Genomic DNA, 26,731 nt, shown 5'->3' on the forward strand with positions numbered 1-26,731 from the left:
GCTCCGGATCATGAATGCACGCTGAATGCGTTCTTCAGTCGCCGTTCAGGCGACCTCATCGAAAATCGCCTCATGGTCGAGATCCGGCCATCAATGAACCATACCGGGAGACAATCATGGCACGCACGAAACTTCATCTTTCCGCCTTTGCGATCGCGGCCGGGCTGGCGATTTTCGGGCCGATTCCCGTGTCGTCGGCCGCGGAAACCGCGACGGCCAGCACGACCGTCACTGCGCTGCAAACCGAGCAAGGCACGGCGAACGCGATCGACGCAGACAGAATGGCGACCGATCCGGCACTGCGGCAGGGAATGACGACGATCCGAAAGATCGTCGAACCGTATATCCCGCTGATTCGATCCGGCCAATTCGGCGACGGACATTACAACGCCGTCGGCACTGCGGTGACACACCAGATCGAATACATTGTCGGCAATTGCAAGCTCGATCCGGAAGCGGACCGCGTGTTGCACGAACTCCTCGTCCAATTGCAGGATGGCGCAGACCGATTCGGCGGCAAGACGGCGGGCGCCGCGCGAGGTGAAGGCGTCGCGCCGATTGTCAGCGCGTTGAATGATTACGGCCGCTATTTCGATCATCCGGGTTGGCAGCCGGTGGGCGAGATTCAATAACGGGCCGAAGGCCAGAGCCCGAATCGGCTCCGGCAATTTCTGCGGGCGCAAAGCTGTGGTTTGACTGCGGGATTCGGCGCCCCCAGAATTAAAGCCTCTTCACAGAAATGCCCTGAACATGCTGCCCTTCGACGTGCTGCTGGCCTTCCTTGCCGTGTCGGTCGCGATCACCCTCGCACCTGGCCCGGACAACCTGATGGTGCTTGGCCAGAGCCTCGCGCGCGGGCGCATCGCCGGCTTCGGCATCGCCGTCGGCTGCGCGCTCGGCTGCTTCACGCATACGCTGTGGGCGACGCTCGGCGTCAGCGCCTTGCTGCTCGCGTCGCCGAACGCGTTCTTCGCGCTCAAGCTCGCCGGCGCGGCGTATCTGTTCTGGCTCGGCGTGCAGGCGCTCAGGAGCGGCGGGATCGCGGCGGCCGAACGCGGTGAGGCGGCGGCGCTGCCGTGGCGCCGCTATGTCGCGCGAGGCTTCATCGCGAACGCTGTGAACCCGAAAGTCGCCCTGTTCTTCCTCGCTTTCCTGCCGCAGTTCGCGCGCCCCGAGGCCGGCCCGGCGTCGGCGCAGATGCTGGTGCTCGGTGCGGTGTTCGCGGCGCAGACGGTCGTCGTGTTCGGCGCGATCGCGTTCGCCGCCGGCGGCATCGGGCGCCTGCTCGCGCGCCGGCCGCGGCTCGGGCCGTGGCTCGACCGGGTCACCGGCATGATCTTCATCGGGCTCGCCGCGAACCTGCTGCTCGGCGGACGACGGGGGTGACGGCGCGGCGCGTGCAGTAGAATCGGGCCATGAGACGCGCCCCCGCCACCGCCCTGCCCGGCCCCGAACCGACCCATCGCCACGACTGGCAGACCCTCAAGAGCCTCGTTCCGTACATCTGGGCCTACAAGGGCCGGGTGCTGTTCGCATTGAGCTGCCTGATCGCGGCGAAAGGCGCGAACGTCACCGTCCCGATCATCTTCAAGCACCTTGTCGACACGCTGTCGCTGACGACCCAGCAGGCCTTCATCGTCGTGCCGGCGGCGCTGCTGCTCGCGTACGGCGCGCTGCGCTTTTCGAGCTCGCTGTTCACCGAACTGCGCGAACTCGTGTTCGCGCGCGTCACGCAGGAGGCCGTTCGCGAAATCGCGTTGCGCGTATTCCGCCACCTGCACGCGCTGTCGCTGCGCTTCCACCTCGAGCGCCAGACCGGGGGACTCACGCGCGACATCGAGCGCGGCACGCGTTCGATCGGGTCGCTGATCAGCTACACGCTGTACTCGATCCTGCCGACGCTGATCGAGATCGGCCTCGTGATCGGCATCCTGCTCGCGCAGTACGACGCGGTGTTCGCGATCATCACGCTCACGACGCTGGTGATCTACATCACGTTCACGGTGAAGGTCACGAACTGGCGCACCGCATTGCGGCGCCAGGCCAACGAGCTCGATTCGGCCGCAAGCGCGCGGGCGATCGACAGCTTGCTGAACTTCGAGACGGTGAAGTATTTCAACAACGAGGAATTCGAGGCGCGCCGCTACGACGAGCAGATGCAGAAATGGGCCAACGCGCAGGTCAAGAACCAGCTCTCGCTGTCGGCGCTGAACGTCGGTCAGGCGGCGATCATCGCCGTCGGCGTGACGTTGATGATGTGGCAGGCCGCGACCCGCGTTGCCAGCGGCGCGATGACGATCGGCGACATCGTGCTCGTCAACGCCTTCCTGATCCAGTTGTACATCCCGCTGAACTTCCTCGGCGTCATCTACCGCGAACTGCGCCAGGCGCTGACCGACATCGAACGCATGTTCGGGCTGATGCACGAGCACCGCGAGATCGCCGACGCGCCCGACGCGCTGATGCTGCCACCGGGTCCGGCGACGGTGCGCTTCGAGAACGTCAGCTTCGCGTACGACCCGAAGCGGCCGATCCTGCACGGCGTCGATTTCGAGATTCCGGCCGGGTGCACGCTCGCGGTCGTCGGCCATTCGGGGTCGGGCAAGTCGACGCTCGCGCGCCTGCTGTATCGCTTCTACGATGTGCAGGGCGGCGCGATCCGCGTCAATGGCCACGACCTGCGCGCGCTCACGCAGGCGAGCCTGCGCGCGGCGATCGGCATCGTGCCGCAGGACACGGTGCTGTTCAACGACACGCTGTTCTACAACATCCAGTACGGCCGCCCGGAAGCGAGCTGCGAGGACGTCGAGGCCGCGGCGCGCGCCGCGCAGCTCACCGACTTCATCGCGCGGCTGCCGGACGGATTCGAGACGCGCGTCGGCGAACGCGGCCTGAAGCTCTCCGGCGGCGAGAAGCAGCGCGTCGCGATCGCCCGCGCGCTGCTGAAGAACCCGGCGATCCTGATCTTCGACGAAGCAACCTCGGCGCTCGACTCGAAGACCGAAAAGGCGATCCAGGCGCAGATGGAGCTTGCCGCCGCAGGCCGCACCGCGCTCGTCATCGCGCACCGGCTATCGACGGTGATGAACGCGGACGAGATCATCGTGCTCGACCAGGGCCGCATCGTCGAACGCGGCACGCACGCCGCACTGCTCGCGCGCGACGGCGACTACGCGCGCATGTGGGCGCTGCAGCAGCAGGAAGGCGAGGAAGCCGCGAGCGCGGCATGACCGCGAAATTGCATGTACTTGACCATGCATGCATTCGTCTTGCGCACCGGTTTGCACTGGCTTGACCAGCATTTGTCGGGGTCGCCGTACAAAGTACAGCGGCCGTGCACCGCAACTGCCGCCCGTCAGTCCTCGAACAGCTCAGAATGCGTACCCGCACGCACGAAGATGATGACATCGCCATTCAGCCGGTAGATCAGCAGAAAGTCGCCGCCGATGTGACATTCCCGGTGATCAGCCCAGTTCCCCTTCAGCGGATGATCGAGCCACTCGGGGCCCAGAGGCGAGTCATTGGCGATGAGCAGCAGCATCGCCTCCTTCAGCCGCTTGAGGTCGTAACGGCCCGAGCGGGAAAGGCGGTCCCAGTCCTTGAGGAAGGTCTTCGTGTAGTCGCACGCCTTGGGCGGCGTGGCCCGCTTACTGCCGGCGGGCCTTTTCAAGGTCATCGATCAGGGCATCAGCAGAGTCAAAACGCGCAGCGCGGGCCGTCATCATCGCGCGGGCTTCTTCCATCGCCTCACGGGTTTTCGCGTTCGGAACCTTGAGTTCCAACGGGAAAGCCTGATCGTTGACCACGCGCTTGAGCAGGATACGCACCGCATCGGACACCGACAGCCCCATGGCTGCCAGAGCCTCGCTGGCTTGCGTCTTGATTTCGTTGTCCACCCGGACATGCAGCATCGTGGAATGGGCCATAGCCGGATCCTCCATTTCCACGCATTCTGTATCTCTGATGCGATACAGTCAAGTGACCAGACGGACGAACGGTAGGTCGTGGCCGTTATGCACAGCTGTTCATAACGGCCAGGAGGAGTCCTTCGCTAGTTCGACTGACCAGCCATTCGAACAGCCCTTCTAACCTGAAACCTGCCCGACAGCATTTGCGTGCAAGTCACCGCCAAGAAGGAGCAGACGCGGCGCAACCGCTTCCTCGCCGAGATCGCGGCGGTGACGCCGTGGGTAAGGTTGGTGGCCGAGATCGAGCCGTTCTACCCGAAGGTGACGGCGCGCGGCCAACCGCCGATTGGGGTGGCGCGGATGCTGCGAATGTATGTCGCCCAGCAGTGGTTTGGATTGTCGGACGGAGGGATCCAGGACGCGATCTACGACAGCTAGGCGACCCGCGCCTTCGTCGGCATCGATCTGCCCGCGAGACCGCGCCCGACGCGCCCCCCTGTTGAAGTCTCGCCGCCTGCTGGAGACGCACGAGCTCACGCGCAAGATCTTCGAGGCGATCAAAGCGCACTGGGCGATGCGGGCCAACAGGGCGTCGAGAAGCGCGAAGAACGCTATAATTCCTGCAGGATACTGACCGCGTTAAGCATTACGCATTTGTCATTTGCGCGAAAACAAACTAAGAAGGGAAAGTTCATATGTTCAAGCTGGTCACGGCTAGAGTTCTCTTCGCTATTGGCCTTGTTGCCATAGTCTTCTTGAGTGGTGGCGGTTTCATTCCAGCCTTCATGACGCTGTATGTGATAATCGGGTACATCCTATTCTGCGAGTTTACAATTGCCCGTTTCATCAAGGCGCGCATAACACCACCGCTAAGCATTTCTCAAAAGAGCCTGGCATTACTGCCTTGGTTTTTCCCTTTTGCAGCTATGGCTCTTGCCGTCCTAATTCCGTTGCTTCGTGGGTAAGCAATCTAAAAAAACAATTTGCTCGGCCGAGTTTCGTCCATCTGAAGCCCATAATGCCTATCTCTAGTCCGGTGACCCACGTGGCAGTTGGTGGTGACTTCGCGCGAGTTTTCGACCATGAAGACTACCTAGTCATGTTCAACTCGCTCGACGAGGCCAGCGTCGTATTGCGAGCTCACCTCATCCTTGAGGAGTTTCTCAACATCTGGTGTGGCCGACTAACGGGGACCGATGACTTGTTCGCTGGAACCTTTGTGCCGTTCAAGACCAAGCTTGTCGTCGCACGCAACCTGGGCATGGCTTCGGAGTATGTCGAGATTCTGGAGAAGGTTAACGAAGTTCGAAATCGGTACTCGCACAGGCGCAAGTACGTGCTTGAGCAATCGACACTTGACGGGCTGAAGAACAAGGTCAACGCGCTTCCGTCAGATCCCCCTTGCTTCCGTGCGAGCAGTACCACATCTTCGCGCAGGGAAAGGATCAATTCGGCCGGCCGCAAGAGGTTCGGCACGAGTGGTCAACCACAGACATCAAGAAGAGAGTCCTCCTGGTCTTCGTCCAGTTGGTCATGAAGTTCGTTCAGTGGATGCAAGCAGAGTTCACGCGCCGGGGCGTGAACTACAACCTAGTGGTATGGCCAGCTGCTGGTGGCACCGATTTCGCTAAGGAGATTGAATGGCTTCAGACTTAACTATAGAGCATGCTTTCGATGTTACCCGCGGAGACAGGTCTGACCAGGAGCCGCCATCGCTCACCTGGTCAGAGGCGGATCTGCGGAAATATCTTGCCCGAGAATGGGATCAATATGACCCCGCGCATATTAGAGTCATTGGCCGGTTGAGACTGGCCGAAGCGGAATCTTTTGGGTTCCTGGAGGAGTTGCATCATGCCGAGACAGGTACCAGGCTTGGATCTCCGTTAGGCAATTCCAGAGTGCACCAAAGGGTGTTTGTGCCGGCATCGGAGATCAAGGATCTTCAGAACCGCTGGGGAACCACGACCTACACGGTTGCCGAATTGGATCTGTCGCCACTTGAAGAAAGACGGAAGAGAGGCGATCCATTCGCTTGCAAGGTCCGTCGCGGTACTCTGGTGGCGCTGAGCCATACCCCTGAAAGCTGGGGGATCCGTAGCATTGACTCGGAGTCGGTGCCACTGCTCGTGGAGATAGCTCGCCAGGCCATTGACGAACGCTTGGCCGATGAGACGGCCGAGGCCAACGAGAAGTTGTGTGCGGCACGTTCGATGCTCGAAGAGGTCGCCTCGGAGAAGCAGTTGCTTGGCGACGAAGTCGGCCGACTAAAGCGCGAAGTCAGCGAGCGGATGGAGTGCATCGAAGCGCTCAATTCGCAATTCATGCATAGGAGAGATGCGTTGGAAATAAGGGTCCGGGAACTGGAAGCCCTACTCAGGGAGAGAGGCGAACGCATGATCGCTCTCGATCTCGTTGACAAGGCTGATCTAGAAAAGGTGTTTCCGCACATAGGGAAGCCCGACGAACGTAAAGGGCATTGTTACGGAGAGGTGATTGCAGGAAACTTCCAGCGGCTGGCTTCGTATATCCAGACGCATCTTTGGCACAAGGGCATCCGCTATACCCGTGCGCAACTGCTCGACTTCATCACCCTGTTGCGTACCAACGACCTGATCGTGCTCGCGGGGGATTCGGGCTCCGGAAAGAGTAGCCTGGTGAAGGCTGTTGCCGCCGCTGTTGGGGGGCGCTGCACAATTGTGCCGGTGAAGCCCAACTGGACCGGCTCGGACGACCTGCTGGGCTACTACAATCCGATTGAGCGACGCTACCACCCGTCACAGTTCTTGCTGGCACTGCTAGAAGCTGCCCGCGAGCCAGAGATTCCCCATTTCATCTGCCTCGACGAAATGAACCTCGCGCGCGTGGAGTACTACTTCGCCGACTTCCTGAGTTTGCTTGAAACGCGCGGCGAGGCACCGTGGATCCACCTGTACTCAGCGGCGGAAGAGCGGCAGGCCGTTATCGACAACAAAATCTTCCTGGCACTGGAGGAAGAGGCCAGGAGGCGCGCTGGTTTGCCGGGCGACGCCTCGTTCAACGATATCTTGATGCATGACGAGGCCAACCTTGAGCTTCGCAGGTTAGCGGGCTTTCAAGAGGCTGATACTTTACTCAATCACCACGCGAAGATCAGGCGCGCGATCTCGGGGCTAATCGACATTCCCGCCGGATTCAGGTTTCCATCGAACGTCTGGATTATCGGTGCGATCAACGTGGACGAGACCACGCACTATCTCTCGCCCAAGATCCTCGACCGTGCGCACATTATGCGGTTCCGCAATCCGGTGTTATTGGACTGGGATGAGGTTGAGGGCGAACTGGAGGAGTTCGAGCTGGATCTGGGCCTGCCGATGAAGCTGCTGGCCACTGACATCGGTACCCGCGAAGAGTATCCGAACTTCGATCAGGCCGATCCGCATGTAAGACTGTTGGTCGGTTTGGCGCGGAACTATCTCGACCCGCTGGGCGTCGAGTTCGGCCTGCGGGCAATCCGGCAATCGCTCAACTACATCCGGAGGGGAGAGGAAGCGGAGATTGGAGCCGTGACTGCTTTGAACAATGTCGTGCTACACAAAATTCTCCCAAAAATTATCCTCGATGTGGAGAAGGTTGCGACCAATGGCCAGAAACGACGGAATGTGCTGATCAGTCTCAGGGATTCACTGGCACAAGCCTTGGATGGTCTTGACCAGAGCAAGGTGACCGAGTCTGCTGTCGAGGCCTTGGACCAACTGATCGCGCGCTCAGAAGGCAACAACGGCATCGCCAACTTCTGGGCCCGATGATGTTTCCGGAAATCGAAGCTCGCTACCTGATGATCGACTGCAGGGCAATTGCACCGTTTTGTCATAACCCGAGGCGCTCATATGGCCAGCCCGAGTAACTCTTCGCGAAAGTCATCCTCCATGCAGGCGAGCAGTCGCTTGGACTTGATGCTGGCCTTGCGGGTGGTGTTGTGGCGCAGCAGGTTCAGTACGATGTGGCGCAGCACCACGAAGTTGTTGGCCGCATAGCCTCGGCGCACACGGGACTGATCATCGTTGAACTGCACATCGAGCGACCAGTGAAGCTGATTTTCGACCGCCCAATGGCTGCGCACGGCCTGCGCAATTCTGGCGGCATCTGCGGGCAGGGAACTGATGTAGTAATGGCGCTCGACGCTGGTCTTGCCGTCGACGGTGCGTTCGCGCTCGACGAGCGCAAACGATTGCAGCCCGGCCCACTGCTCGGACTTGTACAACTGGCTGACCGCATCATAGGCCCAGCAGCGGCGCACCTCCACACGGCCGTGGCCCTTGGTTTGTTCTTCGAAATGCGAAGCCGGCGCGATCTTTTCCGCCACGCCGGCCAGGGTGAGCAGAATCGAGTCGGTCAGCGTGGGGTGGTTGTCTTTGACGCACAACACGTAGTCTGCGCCACGACTACGGATGGTGCGGGCAATCGCTGCCTGGGTGCCCATCGCATCGATCGTGACGATGGTGCCTTCGAGCGCCAGCATGGCGAGCAACTCGGGAATCGCTGTTATCTCGTTGCTCTTCTGATCGGTGGCGCGCTGCCCCAGCACCAGACCCATCCCGGCGGCAAAGGCGCTGACCATGTGCAACGGCCCCGACGTATCCTTGCCGCCACTGCGCCGACTGGTCTTGCCATCGATGGCCACCACGCTGTCCGGCGCCAGCGCCGGCACCAGCACGCCCACCCAGCGCAGAAAGGCCGCCTCGAAGGCCGCGGGATCGATCATCGCGAGCACCCGGCAGAACGTGTCATGCGAGGGCACGCCCGCCTTGAGCTTCAGGAACTTGCGCAGCCAGGCCAGGTTGGACTTGCCCCACAGCGCCACATCCACGAAATCGTTCGCCCCGCACAGCACCGCGCACACCGCCACCGTCAGCAACTCGGACAGATCGTGCCTGGCCTGCCGCTTGCTGCGCGGGTCGGGTACCGACACGAACACTTCGCTCACGGGCATCAACTGGCCTGTCTTCATGGGAGTCCCAAAAAGACAGTAAGCTACACAAAATATGACGTTGTGAACAGGGGCTCGCTAAGCGCATGATCGTAAACGGTTTACCTGTATCGGTTATGCATTTTAGGTGCGATTGCCCTGTGATCGACTGGCAGTCGGAAGGCGTCGCCAGGAAAATCGAGGTTGCACCGCTTCCGCTGGAGATTGAGTCGTACGCAGAAGGTGGGTTTGTTGTTGAAAGCACGATCTTCAACGACTTTCATCCGTGGCTCGGTATTCGCCTCGGGACTGAGTTCGAAGAAATTGTGCCTGTGTTCATGACGGCATCGGGGCAGGAAACCCCTATGTTGCGGGTTGCAGATCCGCGTGGCGATGGATTCTGGTGGTTGCGAAATGATGGTTGGGATCATGCCGACAAGCGTCACCTGAGCGAGCTTCAACGGAGCTCAGGCATCTACAGCATCAGGATAGGCGATGTAATGCTGCGGGTTGAAAATCGCCTGTCGACCTTCGGTCGCGCCGATATCCAGGCGTATGTCGACGACTTTCGGGGCGATCTTCTCTGGATGATCATGAACGATGCCGCCGGCGCCACAGCAACTGGTAAAGGTGCCGGGGTTGGGGCTGGGACCGAGCTCGCTGACGCGCTGGAGGAGTTGCATGCTGCGTCGCAAAGGGTCCTGGCATCTCCCGCTGTCACCATTCGGGAGGGGCAGGCGCCTCGGCCGATCGCGAAGGTGCGCTACAACATGGCGAGTTTTCGCGAGTATGCGCGTAATCCAGCAGCCCGCCAGCTGACGGGCAGGGTCTTCGACGAGTCGGCGAACACAGCCGAGAATCGCTACCTACGACACATGTTGGCGGTTTCCGTGAAAGTGGCCGATGCGTATGTTTCGGCTGCGTCGCTGCAGGCGGGCTTTCTTGACAGGCTGGCTTCACAGGAGATTGAGCGCGCCCGACGCAATCGTGAAATGGAGATGCGCCCTGTTGATCCCGACGTGTTCGATCAGCAGACGGAAGAGATTAAACGGAAGCTGGATGCGCTTGCGGACTTCGAAGAGCTGCCGGGCTGTGCGTTTGGTCGACTTGGCCAGATTCCGATTCGCATTGGGCACAGATATTATGAGAATTTTTCTTTTTATTATTCTCGACAGAATGGCAGCGGGAGCAACGCAGATGATGAGGTCGACTACAGAGTTGTTGTGCTGCCTGAAGGTTTTTTCGAGCTAATTCTGGGGAGTCTTCACTTCTGCCGAAACTTTACAATCATAGGTGGTGTGGACTCCCGCGTGCAGGAGACGGCAAAAAAGAAGCGGTTTCGAAAGCTCACATTCACCTCGGTACATGAAGTTGTACCGCAAACGGATGTGCTTGAGAAAAGAACGGAGAAGAGACGGGGCTTGGAAAAGAGCAACTGGCTTGTTCGTCTCTCTGGTAATGAACGGCGCGAGCTTAAGCGCGAAGCAGACGCAGGTGAGCGACGAGTTGAGCGATCTCTCAAAAGAAGGAAATCTATTTCTTCGTCAATTGATGAAATAGGATGGGGAGCGCGAAGGTTGGCGGAAACCGACGCTGGACTCGACCGCTTGGGAGTTTCAAGCAACTCGAGCTTTCCGACCGGAATGCGATTTGTCTCCAACCCCGATTACGCAGCCTGTTTGTCAGCATTCAATAAGTTTTGCGAGCTCTTTGAGCGCGGCGGACTGGATCTGTCGAAACTGGAAGAGATCAGCAGCATCGGGATTCTTCATGCGAGTGATATATATGAAAAATGGTGCCTGCTGAAGATCTTCATGCTGTTGACGCATGACTTCAAGTTCGAGCCCGAATGTGGCTGGGAAGAAAAGCTGGTCGCGGCCTCGCTCGCTCGCACTAGCAACGCCAGGTTCGAGTTTTCGCGCGATGACCTGGAAATGAAGGTAGTCCTCACCTGCCAGGCAGACATGCCAACGGGGCGCCGGCCCGATTTTGTTCTGGAGGTAATCTCTTCGGGAAAGGAGCGGTCCAGGCGTTTCGATCAGAAAAGTGGGCGGCTCGGCGGCATCGTGATGGACGCCAAGTTCAGGAGCACTTGGAAGAACGGTGGCCTACGCAGCATGCTGGACGAGTTGGTTCTGGCGAAGGGCTATGACAAGGCTGTGGAAAGCGGAAGGGTCTTTATCCTGCAACCCTGTGAGTCCACAGTACATCCCGCGACTTCACCGCTCGAATGGGGGGCACATTGTGACTACGGTAGTACGCAATCCCATCGTCAGGGCTGGATACAGACGGGGGTGGCATCTTCCGGCGCGCACGCGACCCAGCACCTCAGACGCCTGCTGACGATAGTATTCCAGAATGCATTCACTGTACCGCAGGAAGGGCGCGATGATTATGGCAACATCACCTGGACATCCCACAGCTTCTGCTTTGGTTGTGGCGAACGCCATGTTTCTTCCGCAGTCCAAGCAAAGTATACAAAAAGTGGGGCACCGAGTTGGCTTCTCGATTGCAAACACTGCGGCGTCAGGACTGAAAGAACCCACTGTTACAACTGTGCGGCACCGCTGTTTAAGAACGGTACGATGTGGACGTACCACAACACCGTCGCCGATCAAGTGACTAATGTGATTTGCCCTGGCTGTGGCTCCTATTTTGATGCAGAGTTCAATTGAGCGAATGAGCGAGGTAGGTCATTTGCATGCCATTGCGTTCCCCGAGGAAGCCAATGGTTGCAATTGGCCGAAGCCGTGTAAAAACTCGCCGGTGCGCCGAGAATCAGACATCCCCAGCGGCAAGCCAATGAATTTGAACGCGACAAATCAGTTCAACTGAGCTTCACCAAAAGGGGTCGAGTCCTCAATGACCGGTCGGGCCGACGAGCCGCAGCACAGTGCTCGTCGGCAGACGGCGACTCTCCCCAGAAAGCTGCCGTAGAACCCGCGAGCGGTCGATCGTCCGGAGTGGGTCGTCTGACACATCCGGGCAGTCCCCCTCCAGCGATCATCACCTTTGCACAGCCTGATCGCATCGAATGCCAGTGACTGACCAGTAGCAATGCAAAATGGTGATCACGTGCCGCGCAATTTCGCGGCATGACGATACTGTTCCGCTAAACTCGCGCGTCGCCCACCACTACAAGTCCCGGGTAATGGACGCCCACGCCGCTCCCGCCTTCCTGCGCGAAATCATCCTGTTCCTCGTCCTGGCCGGAGTACTGATCCCGCTGCTGCAGCGCAGCCGCATCAATCCGGTGCTCGGCTTCCTCGCCGTCGGCATGGTCGTCGGGCCGTTCGGCCTCGGGCGGTTCACCGCGGCGACGCCGTGGCTCGGGTACCTGACGTTCGGGCGCACCGAGGACGTCGAGGTCTTCGCCGAGTTCGGCGTGATCTTCCTGATGTTCATGATCGGGCTCGAGATGTCGGTCGACCGGCTGTGGGCGATGCGGCGGCTCGTGTTCGGGCTCGGCAGCCTGCAGGTCGGCATCACTGCGCTTGTCATCGGCGCCACCGCGTACGCGTTCGGCAACGGCCTGGAAGCGTCGGTCGTGCTCGGCGGCGTGCTCGGCTTCTCGTCGACCGCGGTCGTCATGCAGTTGCTGTCGCAGCGGCGCGAACTGGGCACGCCTCTGGGCCAGGCGACGTTCTCGGTGCTGCTGCTGCAGGATCTCGCGGTCGTGCCGCTGCTGGTGCTGGTGACGATTCTCGCGCAGGACGCGGGCGGCAACTTCGCCGGGCTGCTCGGCCTCGCCGCGGCGAAAGGGGCCGCGACGATCGCGCTGATCTATGTCGTCGGCCGGCGCGTCGTGCGCCCGCTGTTCCACCAGATCGCCGCAAACCGACAGGCGGAATCCTTCATGGCGCTGACGCTGCTGACGACGCTCGGCGTCGCGCTGCTGACCCGCGCGGCGGGGCTGTCGATGGAACTCGGCGCGCTGCTCGCCGGCCTCCTGATCGCCGAGACCGAGTTCCGCCACGAAGTCGAAGTCACGATCGAGCCGTTCAAGGGCCTGCTGATGGGGGTTTTTTTCATGTCGGTCGGCATGGGCATCGACGTCACGGCGATTCTCGCCGAACCGCTGCTGCTGCCGCTCTCGGTCGTCGGCCTGATGGCGCTGAAGGCCCTGATCGTGCTCGCCCTGTTCAGGATCTTCGGCCTGACGTGGGGACGGGCGGCCGAAGGCGGCATCATGCTGTGCCAGGGCGGGGAATTCGCGTTCATCGTCATCGGCATGGCCCTGGGGCTGGGGATCATCGCGCACCCGATCGGCCACTTCATGCTGCTGGTCGTCAGCCTGTCGATGCTCGTCACCCCGCCGCTGTCGCTGCTCGGGCGCAAGCTCGGCGACGCGATCGATGCACGGCTCGGCAGGAACTCGACGATCGCCGCGGAGAACCTCGTCGAACTCAGCGGCCATGTCGTCATCGCCGGCTACGGCCGGGTCGGACAGATGATCGGCGAACTGCTCGACGAACAGGGCATCCCGCACGTCGCGATCGAAACCGATGCCAGGCTCGTCGCCCGCCAGCGCGCGAAAGGCGCACCGGTGTATTTCGGCGACGCGAGCCGGCCCGAGCTGCTGCGCAAGTTCCACCTCGAACGCGCCGTCGCGGTGGTGCTGACGATGGACCACACGGCGGCGGCCGTGCATGCGGTCAAGGGCATACGGGCGACGTCGCCGAACATCCGCATCGCCGCGCGTGCCCGCGACGAGGCGCACGCCGCGACCTTGCGCGACGCCGGCGCTTCGGTCGTGATCCCGGAGACGCTCGAATCCGGGCTGCAGCTCGCCGGCTCGGTGTTCGAGACGCTCGGCGTGCCGGGCGACGTCGCGACGCGCCTGCTCGACCAGGAGCGCAAGCGGCGCATCGAATCGTTTCTTCCGGCCTGAAGCCGGCCTCGTCACCGGCCGCCTTGTCACATGCCGTAATCCTCGCCGCCGCCGGCGAGCGCGACGTCGATCATGCGGCGTGTCAGGTGCGGCGCGAACAGCTCGATGAACGCGTACACATAGCCGCGCAGATACGCATTGCGGCGCAGGCCGACACGCGTCGTGCTCGACTCGAACAGGTGCGCCGCATCGCTCATGCCGAGAGTCTTGTCGGCTGCGGCATCGAACGCCATGCGCGCGAGGATGCCGATGCCGAGGTCCATCGACACATAAGTCTTGATGACGTCCGAATCGAGCGCGGTGAGCACGACGTTCGGGCGCAGGCCGCGGCCGAGGAAAGCCTTGTTGATCAGGCTGCGGCCGGTGAAGGCGTCGTCGTAGGTGATGAGCGGGTAGCGCGCGATGGCCTCGAGGGTCAGCGGATGCTCCTTGAGGATCGGGTGGCGCGGCGTCGCGACGATACAGCGGTTCCACTGGTAGCAGGGCAGCATCACCAGGTCGTCGTAGTCGGCGATCGCCTCGGTCGCGATCGCGAGATCGGCTTCGCCGGACATCACCATGTCGCACACCTGGCGCGGACTGCCTTGGTGCAGCGACAGCTTGACTTGCGGAAAGCGCTGCATGAAATCGCGGATGATGCGCGGCAGCACGTAGCGAGCCTGGGTGTGCGTCGTCGCAATCGAAAGACTCCCGGCCGACTCATTGGTAAACTCGTCGCCCACCTGGCGCAGGCTGTCGATGTCGCGCAGCACCCGTTCGGCGAGCGCGAGAACCTGGCGGCCGGGATCGGTGACCGCGACGAGGCGCTTGCCGTGGCGTACGAACACGTCGACGCCGAGCTCCGTCTCGAACAGCCGGATCTGCTTGGATACGCCGGGCTGGGACGTGAACAGCGCCTCGGCGGCCTCCGACACATTCAGCCCGCGCCGGGCGACTTCGTAGATGTAACGCAATTGCTGGAGGTTCATCCAGGGACCCTTATAACCAATTCTTCTTAGAGTCTAACGCCAACTGGCTTTTTGCATCTAGTAATCCGTTTTACGATGCGCCGCACCATACAAGAAGACGCATCTCATGGACTTTGCCTACACCGTTGCCGGATTTGCTGTTGGCGCTGTCGTCGGACTCACCGGCGTCGGTGGCGGCTCCCTGATGACGCCCCTGCTGGTGCTGATGTTCGGCATCCACCCTTCGGTCGCGGTCGGCACCGACCTGCTGTACGCGGCGATCACGAAGACCGGCGGCACCCTCGCCCACGGACTGAAGGGAACGGTCGACTGGCGGGTCACGCGGCAGCTCGCCAGCGGCAGCCTTCCCGCGGCGGTGATCACGCTGTTGCTCATAGGCACGTTCGCGCCCGGCGGCATGGAAGGCGCGACGAGCCTGATCAAGGTCGCGCTGGGCGTCGCCCTCGTGCTGACGGCGGTGGCGCTGATCTTGCGCAAGCAGATCCAGGCGTATGCGCTGGCGCGCTTCGGCAACACGTCGAATCCGGTGCGCACCGCGCGGCTGACGGTGCTGGTCGGCGCGGTGCTCGGCGTGCTGGTGTCGATTTCATCGGTCGGGGCCGGGGCGCTCGGCGTGACCGCGCTGTTCTTCCTGTATCCGGCGATGCCGGCGCTGCGCATCGTCGGCTCCGACATCGCGCACGCGGTGCCGCTGACGCTGGTCGCCGGCCTCGGCCACTGGATGCTCGGCAGCGTGGATTGGTTCCTGCTCGGCAGCCTGATCGTCGGCTCGCTCCCCGGCATCTGGCTCGGCAGCCATGTTTCGACGAAAGTCCCGGACCGGGTGCTGCGCCCGATCCTGGCAACGATGCTGGTGCTGGTCGGCGCCAAGCTGATCAGCCACTGAGCTGCAACAGGTAACAGGTATTCAACGAGAGAGACGCGATGTACCGATACGACGACTATGACCAGCAGCTTCTCGACGAACGCGTCGTGCAGTTTCGCGACCAGATGCGCCGCCATCTTGCCGGCGAACTCTCCGACGACGAGTTCCGTCCGCTGCGGCTGCAGAACGGCCTGTACATCCAGCGCCACGCCCCGATGTTCCGCATCTCGGTGCCGTACGGCCACCTCGCGAGCCGCCAGCTGCGCAAGCTCGCGCACCTCGCGCGCACCTACGACCGCGGCTACGCGCATTTCACGACGCGCACGAACGTGCAGTTCAACTGGTCGCCGCTGGAAGCCATCCCCGACATGCTCGGCGAACTGGCGACCGTGCAGATGCACGCGAACCAGACTTCGGGCAACGACATCCGCAACATCACCGCCGATGCGTTCGCCGGCGTCGCCGCCGATGAAATCGTCGATCCGCGCCCGTGGGCCGAGATCCTGCGCCAGTGGGCGACCTACAATCCGGAGTTCGCCTACCTGCCGCGCAAGTTCAAAATCGCGCTGAACGGCGCGACCGAAGACCGCGTCGTGGTGCGGATCTACGACATCGGCCTCGACCTCAAGCGCGACGCCGACGGCAACATCGGTTTTCGCGTGCTGGTCGGCGGCGGCCTCGGCCGCACGCCGATCCTCGGCGAGGAGATCGCGAGCTTCGTGCCGTGGCAGCACCTGATCACCTACTGCGAGTCGATCCTGCGCGTCTATAACCGCTACGGCCGACGCGACAACGTGTGGAAGGCGCGCATCAAGATCCTCGTCAAGGCGCTCGGCGCCGAGGAGTTCGCGCGCCAGGTCGAAGAGGAATGGGCGCACGTCAAGGACGGTCCGAACACGCTGACCGAAGCCGAAGTGCAGCGCGTCGCGGCGCACTTCGTCGACCCGGACTACGAGACGCTGCCCGGGCGCAATGCGCTCTACGAGGCGCAGCTCGCCGACAGCAAGCCGTTCGCCGCGTGGGTCAAGCGCAACGTGCGCGCGCACAAGGTGCCCGGCTACGCGTCGGTGACACTGTCGCTGAAGAAGACCGGCGTGGCGCCAGGCGACATCAGCGCCGAACAGATGGACCTCGTCGCCGACTGGGCCGACCGCTTCAGCTTCGGCGAAGCGCGCATGACGCACGAGCAGAACGTCGTCCTCGCCGACGTCAAGCTGTCGGACCTGCACACGCTGTGGGAGCTCGCGCGCGACGCCGGCCTCGCGACGCCCAACATCGGCCTCTTGACCGACATCATCTGCTGTCCGGGCGGCGACTTCTGCAGCCTCGCGAACGCGAAGTCGATCCCGATCGCGCAGGCGATCCAGCAGCGCTTCGATGACCTCGACTATCTCTACGACATCGGCGACATCGACATCAACATCTCGGGCTGCATGAACGCCTGCGGCCACCACCACGTCGGCAACATCGGCATCCTCGGCGTCGACAAGAACGGCGAGGAGTGGTACCAGGTGACGATCGGCGGCGAGCAGGGCAACGCGACCGCGCTCGGCAAGGTCATCGGCCCGTCGTTCGCGCGCGCCGACATGGCCGACGTCGTCGAGAAACTCATCGAAACGTACATCGAATACCGCCACGCGGACGAGCGCTTCGTCGACACGGTGCATCGTCTCGGCATCGAGCCGTTCAAGCAACGGGTCTACGGCAGCGCAGTCCAGACGCAAAGGAAGGTGGCTCATGCCTAAGTTGATCAAGAACGGCCGGGTCGTTGCCGACGACTGGCAGATCGTCACGCTCGCCGAAGGCGAAACCGCGCCCGGTGCCGCCGTGCCCGCCGGACGCGTGCTCGTCCCGCTCGCGGTGTGGCAGGCGCGTCGCGAAGAGCTTGCCGGCCGCGCCGACAGCGGCGAACTGGGCGTATGGCTCAACAGCAGCGAGGGGCCGGAGGCGCTCGCGGACGACGCCGCGCGCTTTGCGGTCATCGGCATCGACTTCCCGAAGTTCACCGACGGGCGCGGCTACTCGACCGCGACGCTGCTGCGCACCCGCTACGGCTACAGCGGCGAATTGCGCGCGATCGGCGACGTGCTGCGCGACCAGTTCAACTACCTCACGCGCTGCGGCTTCGACGCGCTGCAGCCGCGCGCCGGCCGGTACACCGACGAGCAGCTCGAAGCGGCGACCGCGAGCCTCGCCGATTTCACCGCGCCTTACCAGGCATCGGTCACGCATCCGCAGCCGCTGTTCCGCCGCGTCGCCCGCGGCATCCCGCCGCAGGTGAAATCGTGACCGGCGCCGTGACGCTGTTGCGCCCGGCAGCGGCGAACCCGGCGACCCGCCCGGAACTGAGCGACGCGTTGCGCGCGAGCGTTGCAACGAAGTCCGCCGCGGCGCTCGAGTTCCTGCGCGCCGCGGCCGCCGAGTTCGGTTCGGCCGGCGAGCTGACGTTCGCGAACAGCTTCGGCGCCGAAGACATGGTGCTGACCGACCTGATCCTGCGCGAACGGCTCCCGATCGAGATCTTCTCGCTCGACACCGGCCGTCTGCCGGCCGAGACCTACACCCTGATCGGCGAAGTGGAACAGCGTTACGGCGCGAAGCTGAAGATCTTCTTCCCCGACGCGACGGCGGTCGAAAACCACGTCCGCACGCACGGCATCAACGCGTTCTACGACTCGGTCGAGTTGCGCAAGGCGTGCTGCGGCGTGCGCAAGATGGAACCGCTGCGCCGCGCGCTGGCCGGGAAAAAGGCGTGGATCACCGGCCTGCGCGCCGCCCAGTCGGTCACTCGCAGCGGCCTGCCGCTGCGCGAGTTCGATGCCGGCAACGGGCTCGAGAAGCTCAACCCGCTGTCGGACTGGTCCGAGGCCGAAGTGTGGGCCTACATCCGCATCCACGAAGTGCCGTACAACGCGCTGCACGACCAGTTCTACCCGAGCATCGGCTGCGCGCCCTGCACGCGCGCAATTGCGCTCGGCGAGGACGTCCGCGCCGGGCGCTGGTGGTGGGAAGATCCCGCGTCGAAGGAATGCGGGCTGCACGTCAAGAAGGGCTGAGCCATGAATCGCTGCCTCGACGACGCCACTGCGCACCTCTCGGCTGCCGCCCCGTACTCGCGTCCCGGCCTGCGCCGCCGCCTCTCGGCGCTGCGTGCCGGGCTGAAAGCCGCATTGCGCGCGCTGCGCGCCTCGAACATCAAACGTTAAGAAACCACCATGTCCACGCTGACCAGACAAACCCTGACCCATCTCGACTGGCTCGAAGCCGAGGCGATCCACATCCTGCGCGAAGTCGCCGGCCAGTGCTCGAATCCGGTGCTGCTGTTTTCCGGCGGCAAGGACTCGATCTGCATGCTGCGGCTCGCCGAAAAGGCTTTCCGTCCGGGCCGCTTCCCGTTCCCGCTGATGCACATCGACACCGGCCACAACTATAAGGAAGTGACCGACTTCCGCGACAAGCGCGCCGCCGAGCTCGGCGAGCGGCTGATCGTGCGCTCGGTCGAGGATTCGATGGCGCGCGGCACGGTGGTGCTGAAGACGCCGGACGAGTCGCGCAACAAGCATCAGTCGGTGACGCTGCTCGAGGCGATCGAGGAATTCGGTTTCAACGCCTGCATCGGCGGCGCGCGGCGCGACGAGGAAAAGGCGCGCGCGAAGGAGCGGATCATGAGTTTCCGCGACGAGTTCGGCCAGTGGGACCCGAAGAACCAGCGCCCCGAGCTGTGGAATCTCTTCAACGCGCGCAGCCACAAGGGCGAGAACATCCGCGCGTTCCCGATCAGCAACTGGACCGAGCTCGACGTGTGGCAGTACATCGAGCGCGAGCAGCTCGAACTGCCGTCGATCTACTTCGCGCACGTCCGCCCGGTCGTGCGCAAGAACGGCCTGCTGCAGCCGGTCACCGACGTCACCCCGGCGAAGCCCGGCGACGTGGTGGAAAACGTCCAGGTGCGCTTTCGCACCGTCGGCGACATCACCTGCACGGCCCCGGTCGAATCCGATGCCGACACCGTCGCGAAGATTCTCCTCGAGACCGCGACGACGACGATCACCGAACGCGGCGCGACGCGGATGGACGACCAGACTTCGGACGCCTCGATGGAGCAGCGGAAGAAGGAAGGGTATTTCTGACGCGCCGTCCCGCATCGCCACCGAATACTGAAGGAACCATGACCATGTCCGCCCTTGAAAACCTGCCCGACACCGACCACGGCCTGCTGCGCTTCCTGACCTGCGGCAGCGTCGACGACGGCAAGAGCACCCTGATCGGCCGCCTGCTGTTCGACACCAAGACGATCCTCGCCGACACGCTCCACGCAATCGAAAAGACCTCGGCCAAGCGCGGCATGACCGCCGTCGATCTGTCGCTGCTCACCGACGGCCTGCAGGCCGAGCGCGAACAGGGCATCACGATCGACGTCGCCTACCGCTACTTCTCGACCGGCACCCGCAAGTACATCATCGCCGACGCGCCCGGCCACGAGCAGTACACGCGCAACATGGTGACTGCCGCCTCGACCGCGAACCTCGCGATCATCCTCGTCGATGCCAGGAAGGGCGTGCTGACGCAGACGCGCCGCCACTCCTACCTCGCCAGCCTCGTCGGCATCCCGCACCTGGTCGTCGCCGTCAACAAGATGGACCTCGTCGACTACGACGAGGCCGTGTTCGAGCGCATCAAGGCGGACTACCTCGCCTTTGGGGCCAAGCTCGGCATCAAGGACGTGCGCTTCATCCCGCTGTCGGCGCTCAACGGCGACATGATCGTCGACCGCGGCGAGCGGCTGTCGTGGTACGACGGCCCGACGCTGCTCGAAATCCTCGAGACGGTGCCCGCCGCGCACACCGAGCAGGCCGAGAACTTCCGCTTCCCGGTGCAGTTCGTCTGCCGCCCGCACGATTCGGCGAACCCGGAGCTGCACGACTACCGCGGCTTCATGGGGCGGGTCGAGTCCGGCGAGATTGCCATCGGCGACGCCGTCACCGTGCTGCCGTCGGGGCGCATCAGTTCTGTCCGCGACATCCAGATCGGCGGCGTGAGCCAGTTGCGCGCGATCCACGAACAGTCGGTCACGCTGCTGCTGGCCGACGAAATCGACATCTCGCGCGGCGACATGATCGTCAAGAGCGCCGAGCAGCCGCAGGCGCTGAAGGAGATCGACGCCACCATGTGCTGGCTGTCCGAAACCCCGATGTCACCGGCACGTACTTACCTGCTGCGCCACACGACGCGCGAAGTGAAGGCGAAGATCGCGAAGATCGACTACCGGCTCGACGTCAACACGCTGGAACATGAACCCGTGACGACGCTCGCGATGAACGATATCGCGAACCTGACACTCAAACTCGCCCAGCCGGTTTTCGCCGACCCTTACACCGACAATCGCGCAACCGGCGCTTTCATCGTCATCGATGAAAGCACGAACAACACCGTCGGTGCCGGAATGATCCGCTGAACCTGCCCTGCCTGAACACCTGCATCCCCTGCCGCCCCCGGCGCCCTCACGGCGCCGGGGGCGCAACGCCTTCCCCGTCGACCCCCGGCGTGTGGGAAAATGGCGGCTTGCCCGATTTCCAGCTGCAGGGCACAGCGAGCAACATAGAAGACGAACATGAAATCTGTCGATGACTTTCGCCTGCGGTTCGGCAGCAGGGAATATGTGCCGATCATGATTGGCGGGATGGGCGTCGACATCTCGACGTCGGACCTGTCGCTCGAAGCCGCGCGACTCGGCGGCATCGGGCATATCTCGGACGCGATGGTCCCGACTGTCAGCGACCGCCGCTACGACACGAAGTACGTGCGCGACAAGCTCAAGTTCTACAAGTACAACGTCGCGAACGCCGACAAGTCCGAAGTGCAGTTCGACCTCGGCCTGCTCGCCGAAGCGACGGAAACGCATGTGCGCCGGACGATGGAGCGCAAGCGCGGCGACGGCCTGATCTTCATCAACTGCATGGAAAAGCTGACGATGAACGGGCCCAAGGACACGCTGCGTGTGCGCCTGCGCTCGGCTCTGGACGCCGGCATCGACGGCATCACGCTCGCCGCCGGCCTGCACCTGGGTTCGTTCGCGCTGATCGAGGATCACCCGCGCTTTCGCGACGTCAAGCTCGGCATCATCGTGTCGTCGCTGCGCGCGCTGCTGCTGTTCCTGCGCAAGTCGGCGCGCACCAACCGCCTGCCCGACTACGTCGTCGTCGAAGGCCCGCTCGCCGGCGGCCATCTCGGCTTCGGCATGGACTGGGCGCAGTACGACCTGCACGCGATCGTCGCCGAAATCCAGGAGTACCTGAAGGCCGAAAAACTCGACATCCCGCTGATCCCGGCCGGCGGTATCTTCACCGGCAGCGACGCGGTGTCCTTCCTCGATGCCGGCGCCGCCGCGGTGCAGGTCGCGACGCGCTTCACCGTGTCGCACGAATGCGGGCTGCCGCCGGCAGTGCAGCAGCACTACTTCGGCGCGCATGAAGAAGACATCGAGGTCAACAACACCTCGCCCACCGGCTACCCGATGCGCATGCTCAAGAGCAGCCCCTCGATCGGCGCCGGCATCCGCCCGAACTGCGAGGCCTACGGCTACCTGCTCGACGCGAACGGCAACTGCGCGTACATCACCGTCTACAACCGCGAGCTCGCCGCGCACCCGGACGCGCGCCGCCTGCGCGTGATGGACAAGACCTGCCTGTGCACGCACATGCGCAACTTCGACTGCTGGACTTGCGGCCACTACACGTACCGGCTCAAGGACACGACGCACCGGCGGCCGGACGGCACGTACCAGATCCTCAGCGCGGAACACATCTTCCACGACTACCAGTACAGCAAGGACAACCGCATCGCGCTGCCTCCGCCCGAACAGGCCTGAAGCCGCCCGGACCGCCTGAAAGGAGCGCCCGCCCCCCCACGGCGGGCGCTCCCTTTTTCGCTTCCCGGCGGGCGCGCAGCCCGTCGTCCGCCCCTGTCAGCGGGAACGCTTCCCCCGCGCTACACTCAGACGAGCGGATGCACGGCGCATTGCCCCTCGCACGCGTGCATCGGCGTCCGAAGGAACCCGCATGCACGCTGCGCTGCGACGACTGTGCACCCTGCTTTTTCTGCTGCTCGGCCTCGGCCTGCCTGCCGACGGGCGAGCGGCTGAAGCGCCGCCGGCGGCGGCAAAGGTGGTTGCGCTGCGCCTGGACGGCGTCATCGGCCCGGCAACCTCCGACTTCGTCAGCCGCGGCTTGGCACGCGCGCGCTCCGAGAACGCCCGGCTCGTCGTCATCGAGATGGACACTCCCGGCGGGCTCGACGCCTCGATGCGCGTCATCATCCGCGAAATCCTCGCGTCCCCGATACCGATCGCGACTTACGTCAGCCCGGGCGGCGCGCGCGCCGCCAGCGCGGGCACCTACATCCTTTATGCGAGCCACATCGCCGCGATGGCACCGGCGACGAATCTGGGCGCCGCGACGCCGGTCGCGATCGGTGCCCCCGGAAGCGGAAAGCCGCCTGCCGAAGACGATGACCCGGCGACCACGCAGCCCGGCAAGGATGGCGACAGTGCCGGCAAGGCCGCCGCGCCAAAACCACGGCGTGGCGACGCGATGATGGCCAAGATCGAGAACGACGCCGCCGCCTATCTGCGCAGCCTCGCCCAGCTTCGCGGCCGCGACGCAGACTTCGCCGAACGCGCGGTGCGGGAGGCGGCCAGCCTGTCGGCCGACGAAGCGCTCAAGGGGGGCGTCATCGATGTGGTCGCGAGCGACCTGAAAGATCTGCTGGCGCGGATTGACGGCCGCACCGTGAAGCTCGACAGCGGCAACGTGGTGCAGCTGGCCACCGCGGGCGCCGAGGTCGAACGGATCGTGCCCGACTGGCGCAACCGCGTCCTGTCGATCCTCTCGAATCCGCAACTCGCGCTGGTGCTGATGATGATCGGCATCTACGGTCTGTTCTTCGAATTCACCAGCCCGGGCTTCGGCGTCCCCGGGGTCGCCGGGCTGATCTGCCTGCTGGTCGCGCTGTATGCGTTCCAGTTGCTGCCGGTCAACTGGGCAGGTGTCGCGCTGATCGCGATCGGCGCGACGCTGATGCTCGCCGAAGCCTTCCTGCCGAGCTTCGGCGCGCTCGGCGTCGGCGGCATCGTCGCCTTCGTCGTCGGCGGCCTGTTCCTGATGGACACCGAGGCGCCCGGCTTCGGCATCCCCCTGCCATTCATCATCGGCCTCGCGCTCGTCAGCGCCGCGCTGATCCTCGGCGTAGGCAGCCTTGCCGCGCGAACCCGCAAGCGGGTCGTCGTCAGCGGCCGCGAAGCGCTGGTGGGCAGCCTCGGCACGGTCACGGTCGTGTCCGGCGACGGCAGCTGGGCGCAGGTGCAGGGCGAATCGTGGCGCGTCACGGCACCGGACCCCCTCGCTCCGGGCGACCGGGTGCGCGTCGTCGGCATCAGCGGCCTGACGCTGCACGTCGAACGACTCGCACCCACCCATTCTGCGATCGAAAGGAGTTCCCGATGATGTACGACTTCAACCTCGGCTTGGGCACCGTCCTGCTGATCCTGATCGCGCTCGTCGTCAGTGCGATCAGGATCCTGCGGGAATATGAGCGCGGCGTGATCTTCATGCTCGGACGCTTCTGGAAGGTCAAGGGTCCGGGTCTCGTCCTGGTGATTCCGGGCGTGCAGCAGATGGTCAAGGTCGATCTGCGCGTCGTGACGATGGACGTGCCGAGCCAGGACGTGATCTCGCGCGACAACGTCTCGGTGAAGGTCAACGCGATCGTGTTCTTCCGCGTCGTCGACCCGCAGAAGGCGATCATCCAGGTCGAGAACTTCATCGTCGCGACCAGCCAGCTTGCGCAGACGACGCTGCGCGCGGTGCTCGGCAAGCACGAACTCGACGAGATGCTGGCCGAACGCGAACGGCTGAATATCGACGTGCAGCAGATCCTCGACGCGCAGACCGACGCGTGGGGCATCAAGGTGACGATCGTCGAGATCAAGCACATCGACCTCAACGAAAGCATGATCCGGGCGATCGCCCGCCAGGCCGAGGCCGAGCGCGAGCGGCGCGCGAAGGTCATCCACGCCGAAGGCGAGAAGCAGGCGGCCGAAAGCCTGATGGCCGCCGCCGAGATCCTGTCGCGCCAGCCCGCGGCGATGCAGCTGCGCTATCTGCAGACGCTGACGCAGGTCGCCGGCGACAAGTCCTCGACGATCGTCTTCCCGGTGCCGGTCGATCTTCTCAAGGGATTCCTCGAAGCCGGCGCCCAGCGCGCCGTGTCGCCCCATCCGCCGCAGGCCTGAACCTGGCCGGGACCGACCTGCCGAGGCCGGGCGTATTGCCCGCAAAACAATACCCGAGTATTTTAATCAACATTAGCCACTCCCGACGGAGCTGCCGATGTCCTTGCCAGCCGACCGCTTCACCGCCGAGCGCATCACCGCGATCCGGCGCTGGACGCCGCATTTGTTCAGCTTCCGCACCACGCGCGACCCGGCGTTCCGCTTCGTGCCGGGGCAGTTCGCCCGCCTCGGGCTGCGAAAGGAGGATGGCTTGATCGTCTGGCGCGCGTATTCGATGGTCTCCGCGCCGTACGACGAACACCTCGAGTTTTATTCGATCGTCGTGCAGGACGGAGAATTCACGAGCCGCCTCGCCCGGCTCGCCGAAGGGAACGAGATTTTCGTCGAGAAGATGAACTACGGCTTCCTGACGACGGACCGTTTCGAAAGCGGGCGCGACCTGTGGCTGCTCGCGACCGGCACCGGGCTCGCGCCGTTCATCTCGATTCTGCATGACCGCAGCACCTGGACCGACTATGAGCGGATCGTCTTGGTGCACAGCGTGCGCACCGCCGCCGAACTTGCCTACCGCGACGAGATCGCGCGCCTTGTGGACCATCCGCTGATCGGCGACGTGGTGCACAAGCTGCACTACGTGCCGGTCGTCACGCGGGAGCGCGTCGCCGGGGCTCTGAGCGCGCGCATCACGACGCTGATCGAGAGCGGCGAACTCGAACGCGCGGTCGGCTTCCCGCTCGATCACGAACGCAGCCGCATCATGCTGTGCGGCAATCCGCAGATGGTCGATGACGGGCGCAAACTGCTCAATCGCCTCGGCTACAAGCTGTCGCGCCGCGCGGCACCGGCGCAGCTCGTCGTCGAGAACATGTGGTGAGAAGGCTCAGGGCAGCACGATCGCCAGCGCGATCGGCAGGAAAACCACCGCTGCGACGTTGCCGATCAGCACCATCGACGCCACCGCCTGCGGTTCCTGGTGATAGCGCTCGGCGAAGATGTAGTTGAGCACCGCCGGCGGCAGGGCGCCGAACACCAGCAGCAGGGCTTCCTGTTGCGGCGGCAGGTCGATGAACAGCATCACCGCGTACGCGAGCATCATGCCGACGAGCGGACGCGCGGCAGCGCCGTAAAACCCCAGCCCGATCGACGAGATATTCGAATCGGTGAGGCGCACCCCGAGCGCGAACAGCATCAGCGGGATCGACACGTCGCCGAGCATCTTGATCGCGAGCATCAGCGGCGGCCACACCGCGATGCCGGCGATGCCGACTGCGAGCCCGGCGAAAGTCGCCAGCACCGACGGCACTTTCCATACTGTCCACACCTCGATGCGATGATCGAGCAGCCACGCGCCGAACGAGAAATGCAGCAGGTTCGACACCATGAACATCACCACCGCGGGCGCCAGCGCCGGTTCGCCGAACGCCAGCACGGCGAGCGGCAGCCCGAGGTTGCCGCAGTTGTTGAACATGATCGGCGGCACGAAAGTCTTCGGCGCGATCCGCGATGAACGTGCGAGCGCCCAGCCGATCAGGCCCGAGCCGATGACGATCACCAGCGTCGCGACGACGAGCGGCACGAACTCGACGATGCGGAAATCCTTGTTCGCCAGCGCCGCGAACACCAGCGCCGGGATGAAGACGTCCATGTTCAGCTTGTTCGCGTGCGACAGGTCGGGCTTCATCCGCCTGCCGACGAAATAGCCCAGCGCGGTGATCGCGAACAGCGGAAAAAGGATCGAGACGATGCGCACGAGCATGGCAAGGAGAATTCCGGCGCTCGCCGGCCGCGCAGGCCGGGCAAGCGGATGGGGAGCCGCGGCACGCCGGGAGCGTTCCCGCCGCGAGGTCCGCGAACGACGAACGGCG

The 26,731-nt window shown here is 63.6% G+C and carries 24 protein-coding genes and 1 pseudogene; 20 read left to right on the plus strand and 5 right to left on the minus strand.

Annotated elements, in window-relative coordinates; all coding sequences use genetic code 11:
- Positions 1–14: 14 nt before the first annotated feature.
- The 3 genes from GO606_RS10335 to GO606_RS10345 all read left to right on the plus strand — a co-directional run bounded on the left by GO606_RS10335 (position 15) and on the right by GO606_RS10345 (position 3,230).
- Positions 15–632 carry a hypothetical protein gene (locus GO606_RS10335; RefSeq protein ID WP_246979477.1) on the plus strand — a complete coding sequence of 206 codons (618 nt, stop codon included), beginning with the start codon at positions 15–17 and terminating at the stop codon, positions 630–632.
- Positions 633–750: 118 nt separating this feature from the next.
- Complete coding sequence (locus tag GO606_RS10340) at positions 751–1,386, plus strand: LysE family translocator (protein WP_169119546.1); 636 nt, start codon at positions 751–753, stop codon at positions 1,384–1,386.
- Between the two features lie 29 nt (positions 1,387–1,415).
- Entirely contained in the window at positions 1,416–3,230 is a 1,815-nt protein-coding gene (locus GO606_RS10345) for an ABCB family ABC transporter ATP-binding protein/permease (RefSeq protein ID WP_169119547.1), read from the plus strand.
- A 125-nt stretch (positions 3,231–3,355) separates the two neighbouring features.
- On the opposite strand, the gene GO606_RS10350 is transcribed toward GO606_RS10345, so the two are convergent.
- Both GO606_RS10350 and GO606_RS10355 read right to left on the minus strand, forming a co-directional pair.
- Entirely contained in the window at positions 3,356–3,676 is a 321-nt protein-coding gene (locus GO606_RS10350; RefSeq protein WP_169119548.1) for a type II toxin-antitoxin system YafQ family toxin, read from the minus strand.
- Positions 3,648–3,926: a type II toxin-antitoxin system RelB/DinJ family antitoxin gene (locus GO606_RS10355; RefSeq protein WP_169119549.1), complete on the minus strand. Its 279-nt coding sequence runs from the start codon at positions 3,924–3,926 to the stop codon at positions 3,648–3,650. Before GO606_RS10355 ends, GO606_RS10350 begins: the two co-directional genes overlap by 29 nt.
- A 171-nt stretch (positions 3,927–4,097) precedes the next feature.
- Between GO606_RS10355 and GO606_RS10360 the strand changes: the two are divergent.
- From GO606_RS10360 to GO606_RS10375, 4 genes and pseudogenes are all read left to right on the plus strand, one after another.
- Positions 4,098–4,482 (plus strand): annotated as a pseudogene (locus tag GO606_RS10360) (transposase); the annotation flags it as partial.
- A 121-nt stretch (positions 4,483–4,603) separates the two neighbouring features.
- Entirely contained in the window at positions 4,604–4,873 is a 270-nt protein-coding gene (locus tag GO606_RS10365) for a hypothetical protein (protein ID WP_169119550.1), read from the plus strand.
- Between the two features lie 134 nt (positions 4,874–5,007).
- The gene (locus GO606_RS10370) at positions 5,008–5,445 is read left to right on the plus strand and encodes a hypothetical protein (RefSeq protein ID WP_169119551.1); all 438 of its coding nucleotides are present in this window, start codon (positions 5,008–5,010) and stop codon (positions 5,443–5,445) included.
- 103 nt (positions 5,446–5,548) lie between these two features.
- Positions 5,549–7,693, plus strand: coding sequence for an McrB family protein (locus GO606_RS10375; protein WP_169119552.1), 2,145 nt, complete (start codon positions 5,549–5,551; stop codon positions 7,691–7,693).
- Between the two features lie 77 nt (positions 7,694–7,770).
- Here GO606_RS10375 and GO606_RS10380 read toward each other — a convergent pair whose 3' ends face one another.
- Positions 7,771–8,895: an ISAs1-like element ISAzo3 family transposase gene (locus GO606_RS10380; RefSeq protein ID WP_169120938.1), complete on the minus strand. Its 1,125-nt coding sequence runs from the start codon at positions 8,893–8,895 to the stop codon at positions 7,771–7,773.
- 119 nt (positions 8,896–9,014) lie between these two features.
- Here GO606_RS10380 and GO606_RS10385 point away from each other — a divergent pair, with 119 nt between their 5' ends.
- Together GO606_RS10385 and GO606_RS10390 are read left to right on the plus strand one after the other, a co-directional pair.
- On the plus strand, positions 9,015–11,528 hold the full coding sequence (locus GO606_RS10385; RefSeq protein ID WP_211166632.1) for a hypothetical protein: 2,514 nt from the start codon (positions 9,015–9,017) through the stop codon (positions 11,526–11,528).
- Positions 11,529–12,004: 476 nt separating this feature from the next.
- Positions 12,005–13,744, plus strand: a complete 1,740-nt coding sequence (locus tag GO606_RS10390) for a cation:proton antiporter domain-containing protein (RefSeq protein ID WP_169118655.1) — start codon at positions 12,005–12,007, stop codon at positions 13,742–13,744.
- A gap of 26 nt (positions 13,745–13,770) precedes the next feature.
- Here the strand turns inward: GO606_RS10390 and cysB are convergent, their stop codons facing one another.
- The gene (gene cysB, locus GO606_RS10395; RefSeq protein WP_169118654.1) at positions 13,771–14,712 is read right to left on the minus strand and encodes an HTH-type transcriptional regulator CysB; all 942 of its coding nucleotides are present in this window, start codon (positions 14,710–14,712) and stop codon (positions 13,771–13,773) included.
- A 106-nt stretch (positions 14,713–14,818) separates the two neighbouring features.
- On the opposite strand from cysB, the gene GO606_RS10400 reads away from it, so the two are divergent.
- From GO606_RS10400 to GO606_RS10450, 11 genes are all read left to right on the plus strand, one after another.
- Positions 14,819–15,598, plus strand: a complete 780-nt coding sequence (locus GO606_RS10400) for a sulfite exporter TauE/SafE family protein (protein ID WP_169118653.1) — start codon at positions 14,819–14,821, stop codon at positions 15,596–15,598.
- 38 nt (positions 15,599–15,636) lie between these two features.
- Positions 15,637–17,322, plus strand: a complete 1,686-nt coding sequence (locus GO606_RS10405; RefSeq protein WP_169118652.1) for a nitrite/sulfite reductase — start codon at positions 15,637–15,639, stop codon at positions 17,320–17,322.
- Positions 17,315–17,866 carry a DUF934 domain-containing protein gene (locus tag GO606_RS10410; RefSeq protein ID WP_169118651.1) on the plus strand — a complete coding sequence of 184 codons (552 nt, stop codon included), beginning with the start codon at positions 17,315–17,317 and terminating at the stop codon, positions 17,864–17,866. Before GO606_RS10405 ends, GO606_RS10410 begins: the two co-directional genes overlap by 8 nt.
- Positions 17,863–18,633, plus strand: coding sequence for a phosphoadenylyl-sulfate reductase (locus tag GO606_RS10415; RefSeq protein WP_169118650.1), 771 nt, complete (start codon positions 17,863–17,865; stop codon positions 18,631–18,633). The genes GO606_RS10410 and GO606_RS10415 overlap by 4 nt, the downstream gene beginning before the upstream one ends.
- A 3-nt stretch (positions 18,634–18,636) precedes the next feature.
- On the plus strand, positions 18,637–18,783 hold the full coding sequence (locus GO606_RS10420) for a hypothetical protein (RefSeq protein WP_169118649.1): 147 nt from the start codon (positions 18,637–18,639) through the stop codon (positions 18,781–18,783).
- A 9-nt stretch (positions 18,784–18,792) separates the two neighbouring features.
- On the plus strand, positions 18,793–19,707 hold the full coding sequence (cysD, locus tag GO606_RS10425; RefSeq protein ID WP_169118648.1) for a sulfate adenylyltransferase subunit CysD: 915 nt from the start codon (positions 18,793–18,795) through the stop codon (positions 19,705–19,707).
- A gap of 44 nt (positions 19,708–19,751) precedes the next feature.
- The gene (cysN, locus tag GO606_RS10430) at positions 19,752–21,032 is read left to right on the plus strand and encodes a sulfate adenylyltransferase subunit CysN (protein WP_169118647.1); all 1,281 of its coding nucleotides are present in this window, start codon (positions 19,752–19,754) and stop codon (positions 21,030–21,032) included.
- Between the two features lie 156 nt (positions 21,033–21,188).
- Complete coding sequence (locus GO606_RS10435; RefSeq protein ID WP_169118646.1) at positions 21,189–22,445, plus strand: nitronate monooxygenase; 1,257 nt, start codon at positions 21,189–21,191, stop codon at positions 22,443–22,445.
- A gap of 190 nt (positions 22,446–22,635) precedes the next feature.
- Complete coding sequence (locus GO606_RS10440) at positions 22,636–24,078, plus strand: NfeD family protein (RefSeq protein ID WP_169118645.1); 1,443 nt, start codon at positions 22,636–22,638, stop codon at positions 24,076–24,078.
- On the plus strand, positions 24,075–24,866 hold the full coding sequence (locus GO606_RS10445) for a slipin family protein (protein ID WP_169118644.1): 792 nt from the start codon (positions 24,075–24,077) through the stop codon (positions 24,864–24,866). Before GO606_RS10440 ends, GO606_RS10445 begins: the two co-directional genes overlap by 4 nt.
- A 97-nt stretch (positions 24,867–24,963) precedes the next feature.
- Positions 24,964–25,740, plus strand: a complete 777-nt coding sequence (locus tag GO606_RS10450) for a ferredoxin--NADP reductase (protein WP_169118643.1) — start codon at positions 24,964–24,966, stop codon at positions 25,738–25,740.
- A 6-nt stretch (positions 25,741–25,746) separates the two neighbouring features.
- On the opposite strand, the gene GO606_RS10455 is transcribed toward GO606_RS10450, so the two are convergent.
- On the minus strand, positions 25,747–26,622 hold the full coding sequence (locus tag GO606_RS10455) for an AEC family transporter (protein ID WP_169118642.1): 876 nt from the start codon (positions 26,620–26,622) through the stop codon (positions 25,747–25,749).
- Between the last annotated feature and the right edge of the window lie 109 nt (positions 26,623–26,731).

This window comes from Aromatoleum anaerobium, from assembly GCF_012910705.2.
In the GTDB taxonomy this organism is placed as follows: Bacteria; Pseudomonadota; Gammaproteobacteria; order Burkholderiales; family Rhodocyclaceae; genus Aromatoleum; species Aromatoleum anaerobium.

What these genes read in the sequence shown, in the direction of transcription:
- GO606_RS10335 (WP_246979477.1), top strand. Translation starts at nt 15, where the DNA reads ATGCACGCTGAATGCGTTCTTCAGTCGCCGTTCAGGCGACCTCATCGA.
- GO606_RS10340 (WP_169119546.1), top strand. Translation starts at nt 751, where the DNA reads ATGCTGCCCTTCGACGTGCTGCTGGCCTTCCTTGCCGTGTCGGTCGCG.
- GO606_RS10345 (WP_169119547.1), top strand. Translation starts at nt 1,416, where the DNA reads ATGAGACGCGCCCCCGCCACCGCCCTGCCCGGCCCCGAACCGACCCAT.
- GO606_RS10350 (WP_169119548.1), bottom strand. Translation starts at nt 3,676, where the DNA reads ATGACCTTGAAAAGGCCCGCCGGCAGTAAGCGGGCCACGCCGCCCAAG.
- GO606_RS10355 (WP_169119549.1), bottom strand. Translation starts at nt 3,926, where the DNA reads ATGGCCCATTCCACGATGCTGCATGTCCGGGTGGACAACGAAATCAAG.
- GO606_RS10365 (WP_169119550.1), top strand. Translation starts at nt 4,604, where the DNA reads ATGTTCAAGCTGGTCACGGCTAGAGTTCTCTTCGCTATTGGCCTTGTT.
- GO606_RS10370 (WP_169119551.1), top strand. Translation starts at nt 5,008, where the DNA reads ATGTTCAACTCGCTCGACGAGGCCAGCGTCGTATTGCGAGCTCACCTC.
- GO606_RS10375 (WP_169119552.1), top strand. Translation starts at nt 5,549, where the DNA reads ATGGCTTCAGACTTAACTATAGAGCATGCTTTCGATGTTACCCGCGGA.
- GO606_RS10380 (WP_169120938.1), bottom strand. Translation starts at nt 8,895, where the DNA reads ATGAAGACAGGCCAGTTGATGCCCGTGAGCGAAGTGTTCGTGTCGGTA.
- GO606_RS10390 (WP_169118655.1), top strand. Translation starts at nt 12,005, where the DNA reads ATGGACGCCCACGCCGCTCCCGCCTTCCTGCGCGAAATCATCCTGTTC.
- cysB (WP_169118654.1), bottom strand. Translation starts at nt 14,712, where the DNA reads ATGAACCTCCAGCAATTGCGTTACATCTACGAAGTCGCCCGGCGCGGG.
- GO606_RS10400 (WP_169118653.1), top strand. Translation starts at nt 14,819, where the DNA reads ATGGACTTTGCCTACACCGTTGCCGGATTTGCTGTTGGCGCTGTCGTC.
- GO606_RS10405 (WP_169118652.1), top strand. Translation starts at nt 15,637, where the DNA reads ATGTACCGATACGACGACTATGACCAGCAGCTTCTCGACGAACGCGTC.
- GO606_RS10410 (WP_169118651.1), top strand. Translation starts at nt 17,315, where the DNA reads ATGCCTAAGTTGATCAAGAACGGCCGGGTCGTTGCCGACGACTGGCAG.
- GO606_RS10420 (WP_169118649.1), top strand. Translation starts at nt 18,637, where the DNA reads ATGAATCGCTGCCTCGACGACGCCACTGCGCACCTCTCGGCTGCCGCC.
- cysD (WP_169118648.1), top strand. Translation starts at nt 18,793, where the DNA reads ATGTCCACGCTGACCAGACAAACCCTGACCCATCTCGACTGGCTCGAA.
- cysN (WP_169118647.1), top strand. Translation starts at nt 19,752, where the DNA reads ATGTCCGCCCTTGAAAACCTGCCCGACACCGACCACGGCCTGCTGCGC.
- GO606_RS10435 (WP_169118646.1), top strand. Translation starts at nt 21,189, where the DNA reads ATGAAATCTGTCGATGACTTTCGCCTGCGGTTCGGCAGCAGGGAATAT.
- GO606_RS10440 (WP_169118645.1), top strand. Translation starts at nt 22,636, where the DNA reads ATGCACGCTGCGCTGCGACGACTGTGCACCCTGCTTTTTCTGCTGCTC.
- GO606_RS10445 (WP_169118644.1), top strand. Translation starts at nt 24,075, where the DNA reads ATGATGTACGACTTCAACCTCGGCTTGGGCACCGTCCTGCTGATCCTG.
- GO606_RS10450 (WP_169118643.1), top strand. Translation starts at nt 24,964, where the DNA reads ATGTCCTTGCCAGCCGACCGCTTCACCGCCGAGCGCATCACCGCGATC.
- GO606_RS10455 (WP_169118642.1), bottom strand. Translation starts at nt 26,622, where the DNA reads ATGCTCGTGCGCATCGTCTCGATCCTTTTTCCGCTGTTCGCGATCACC.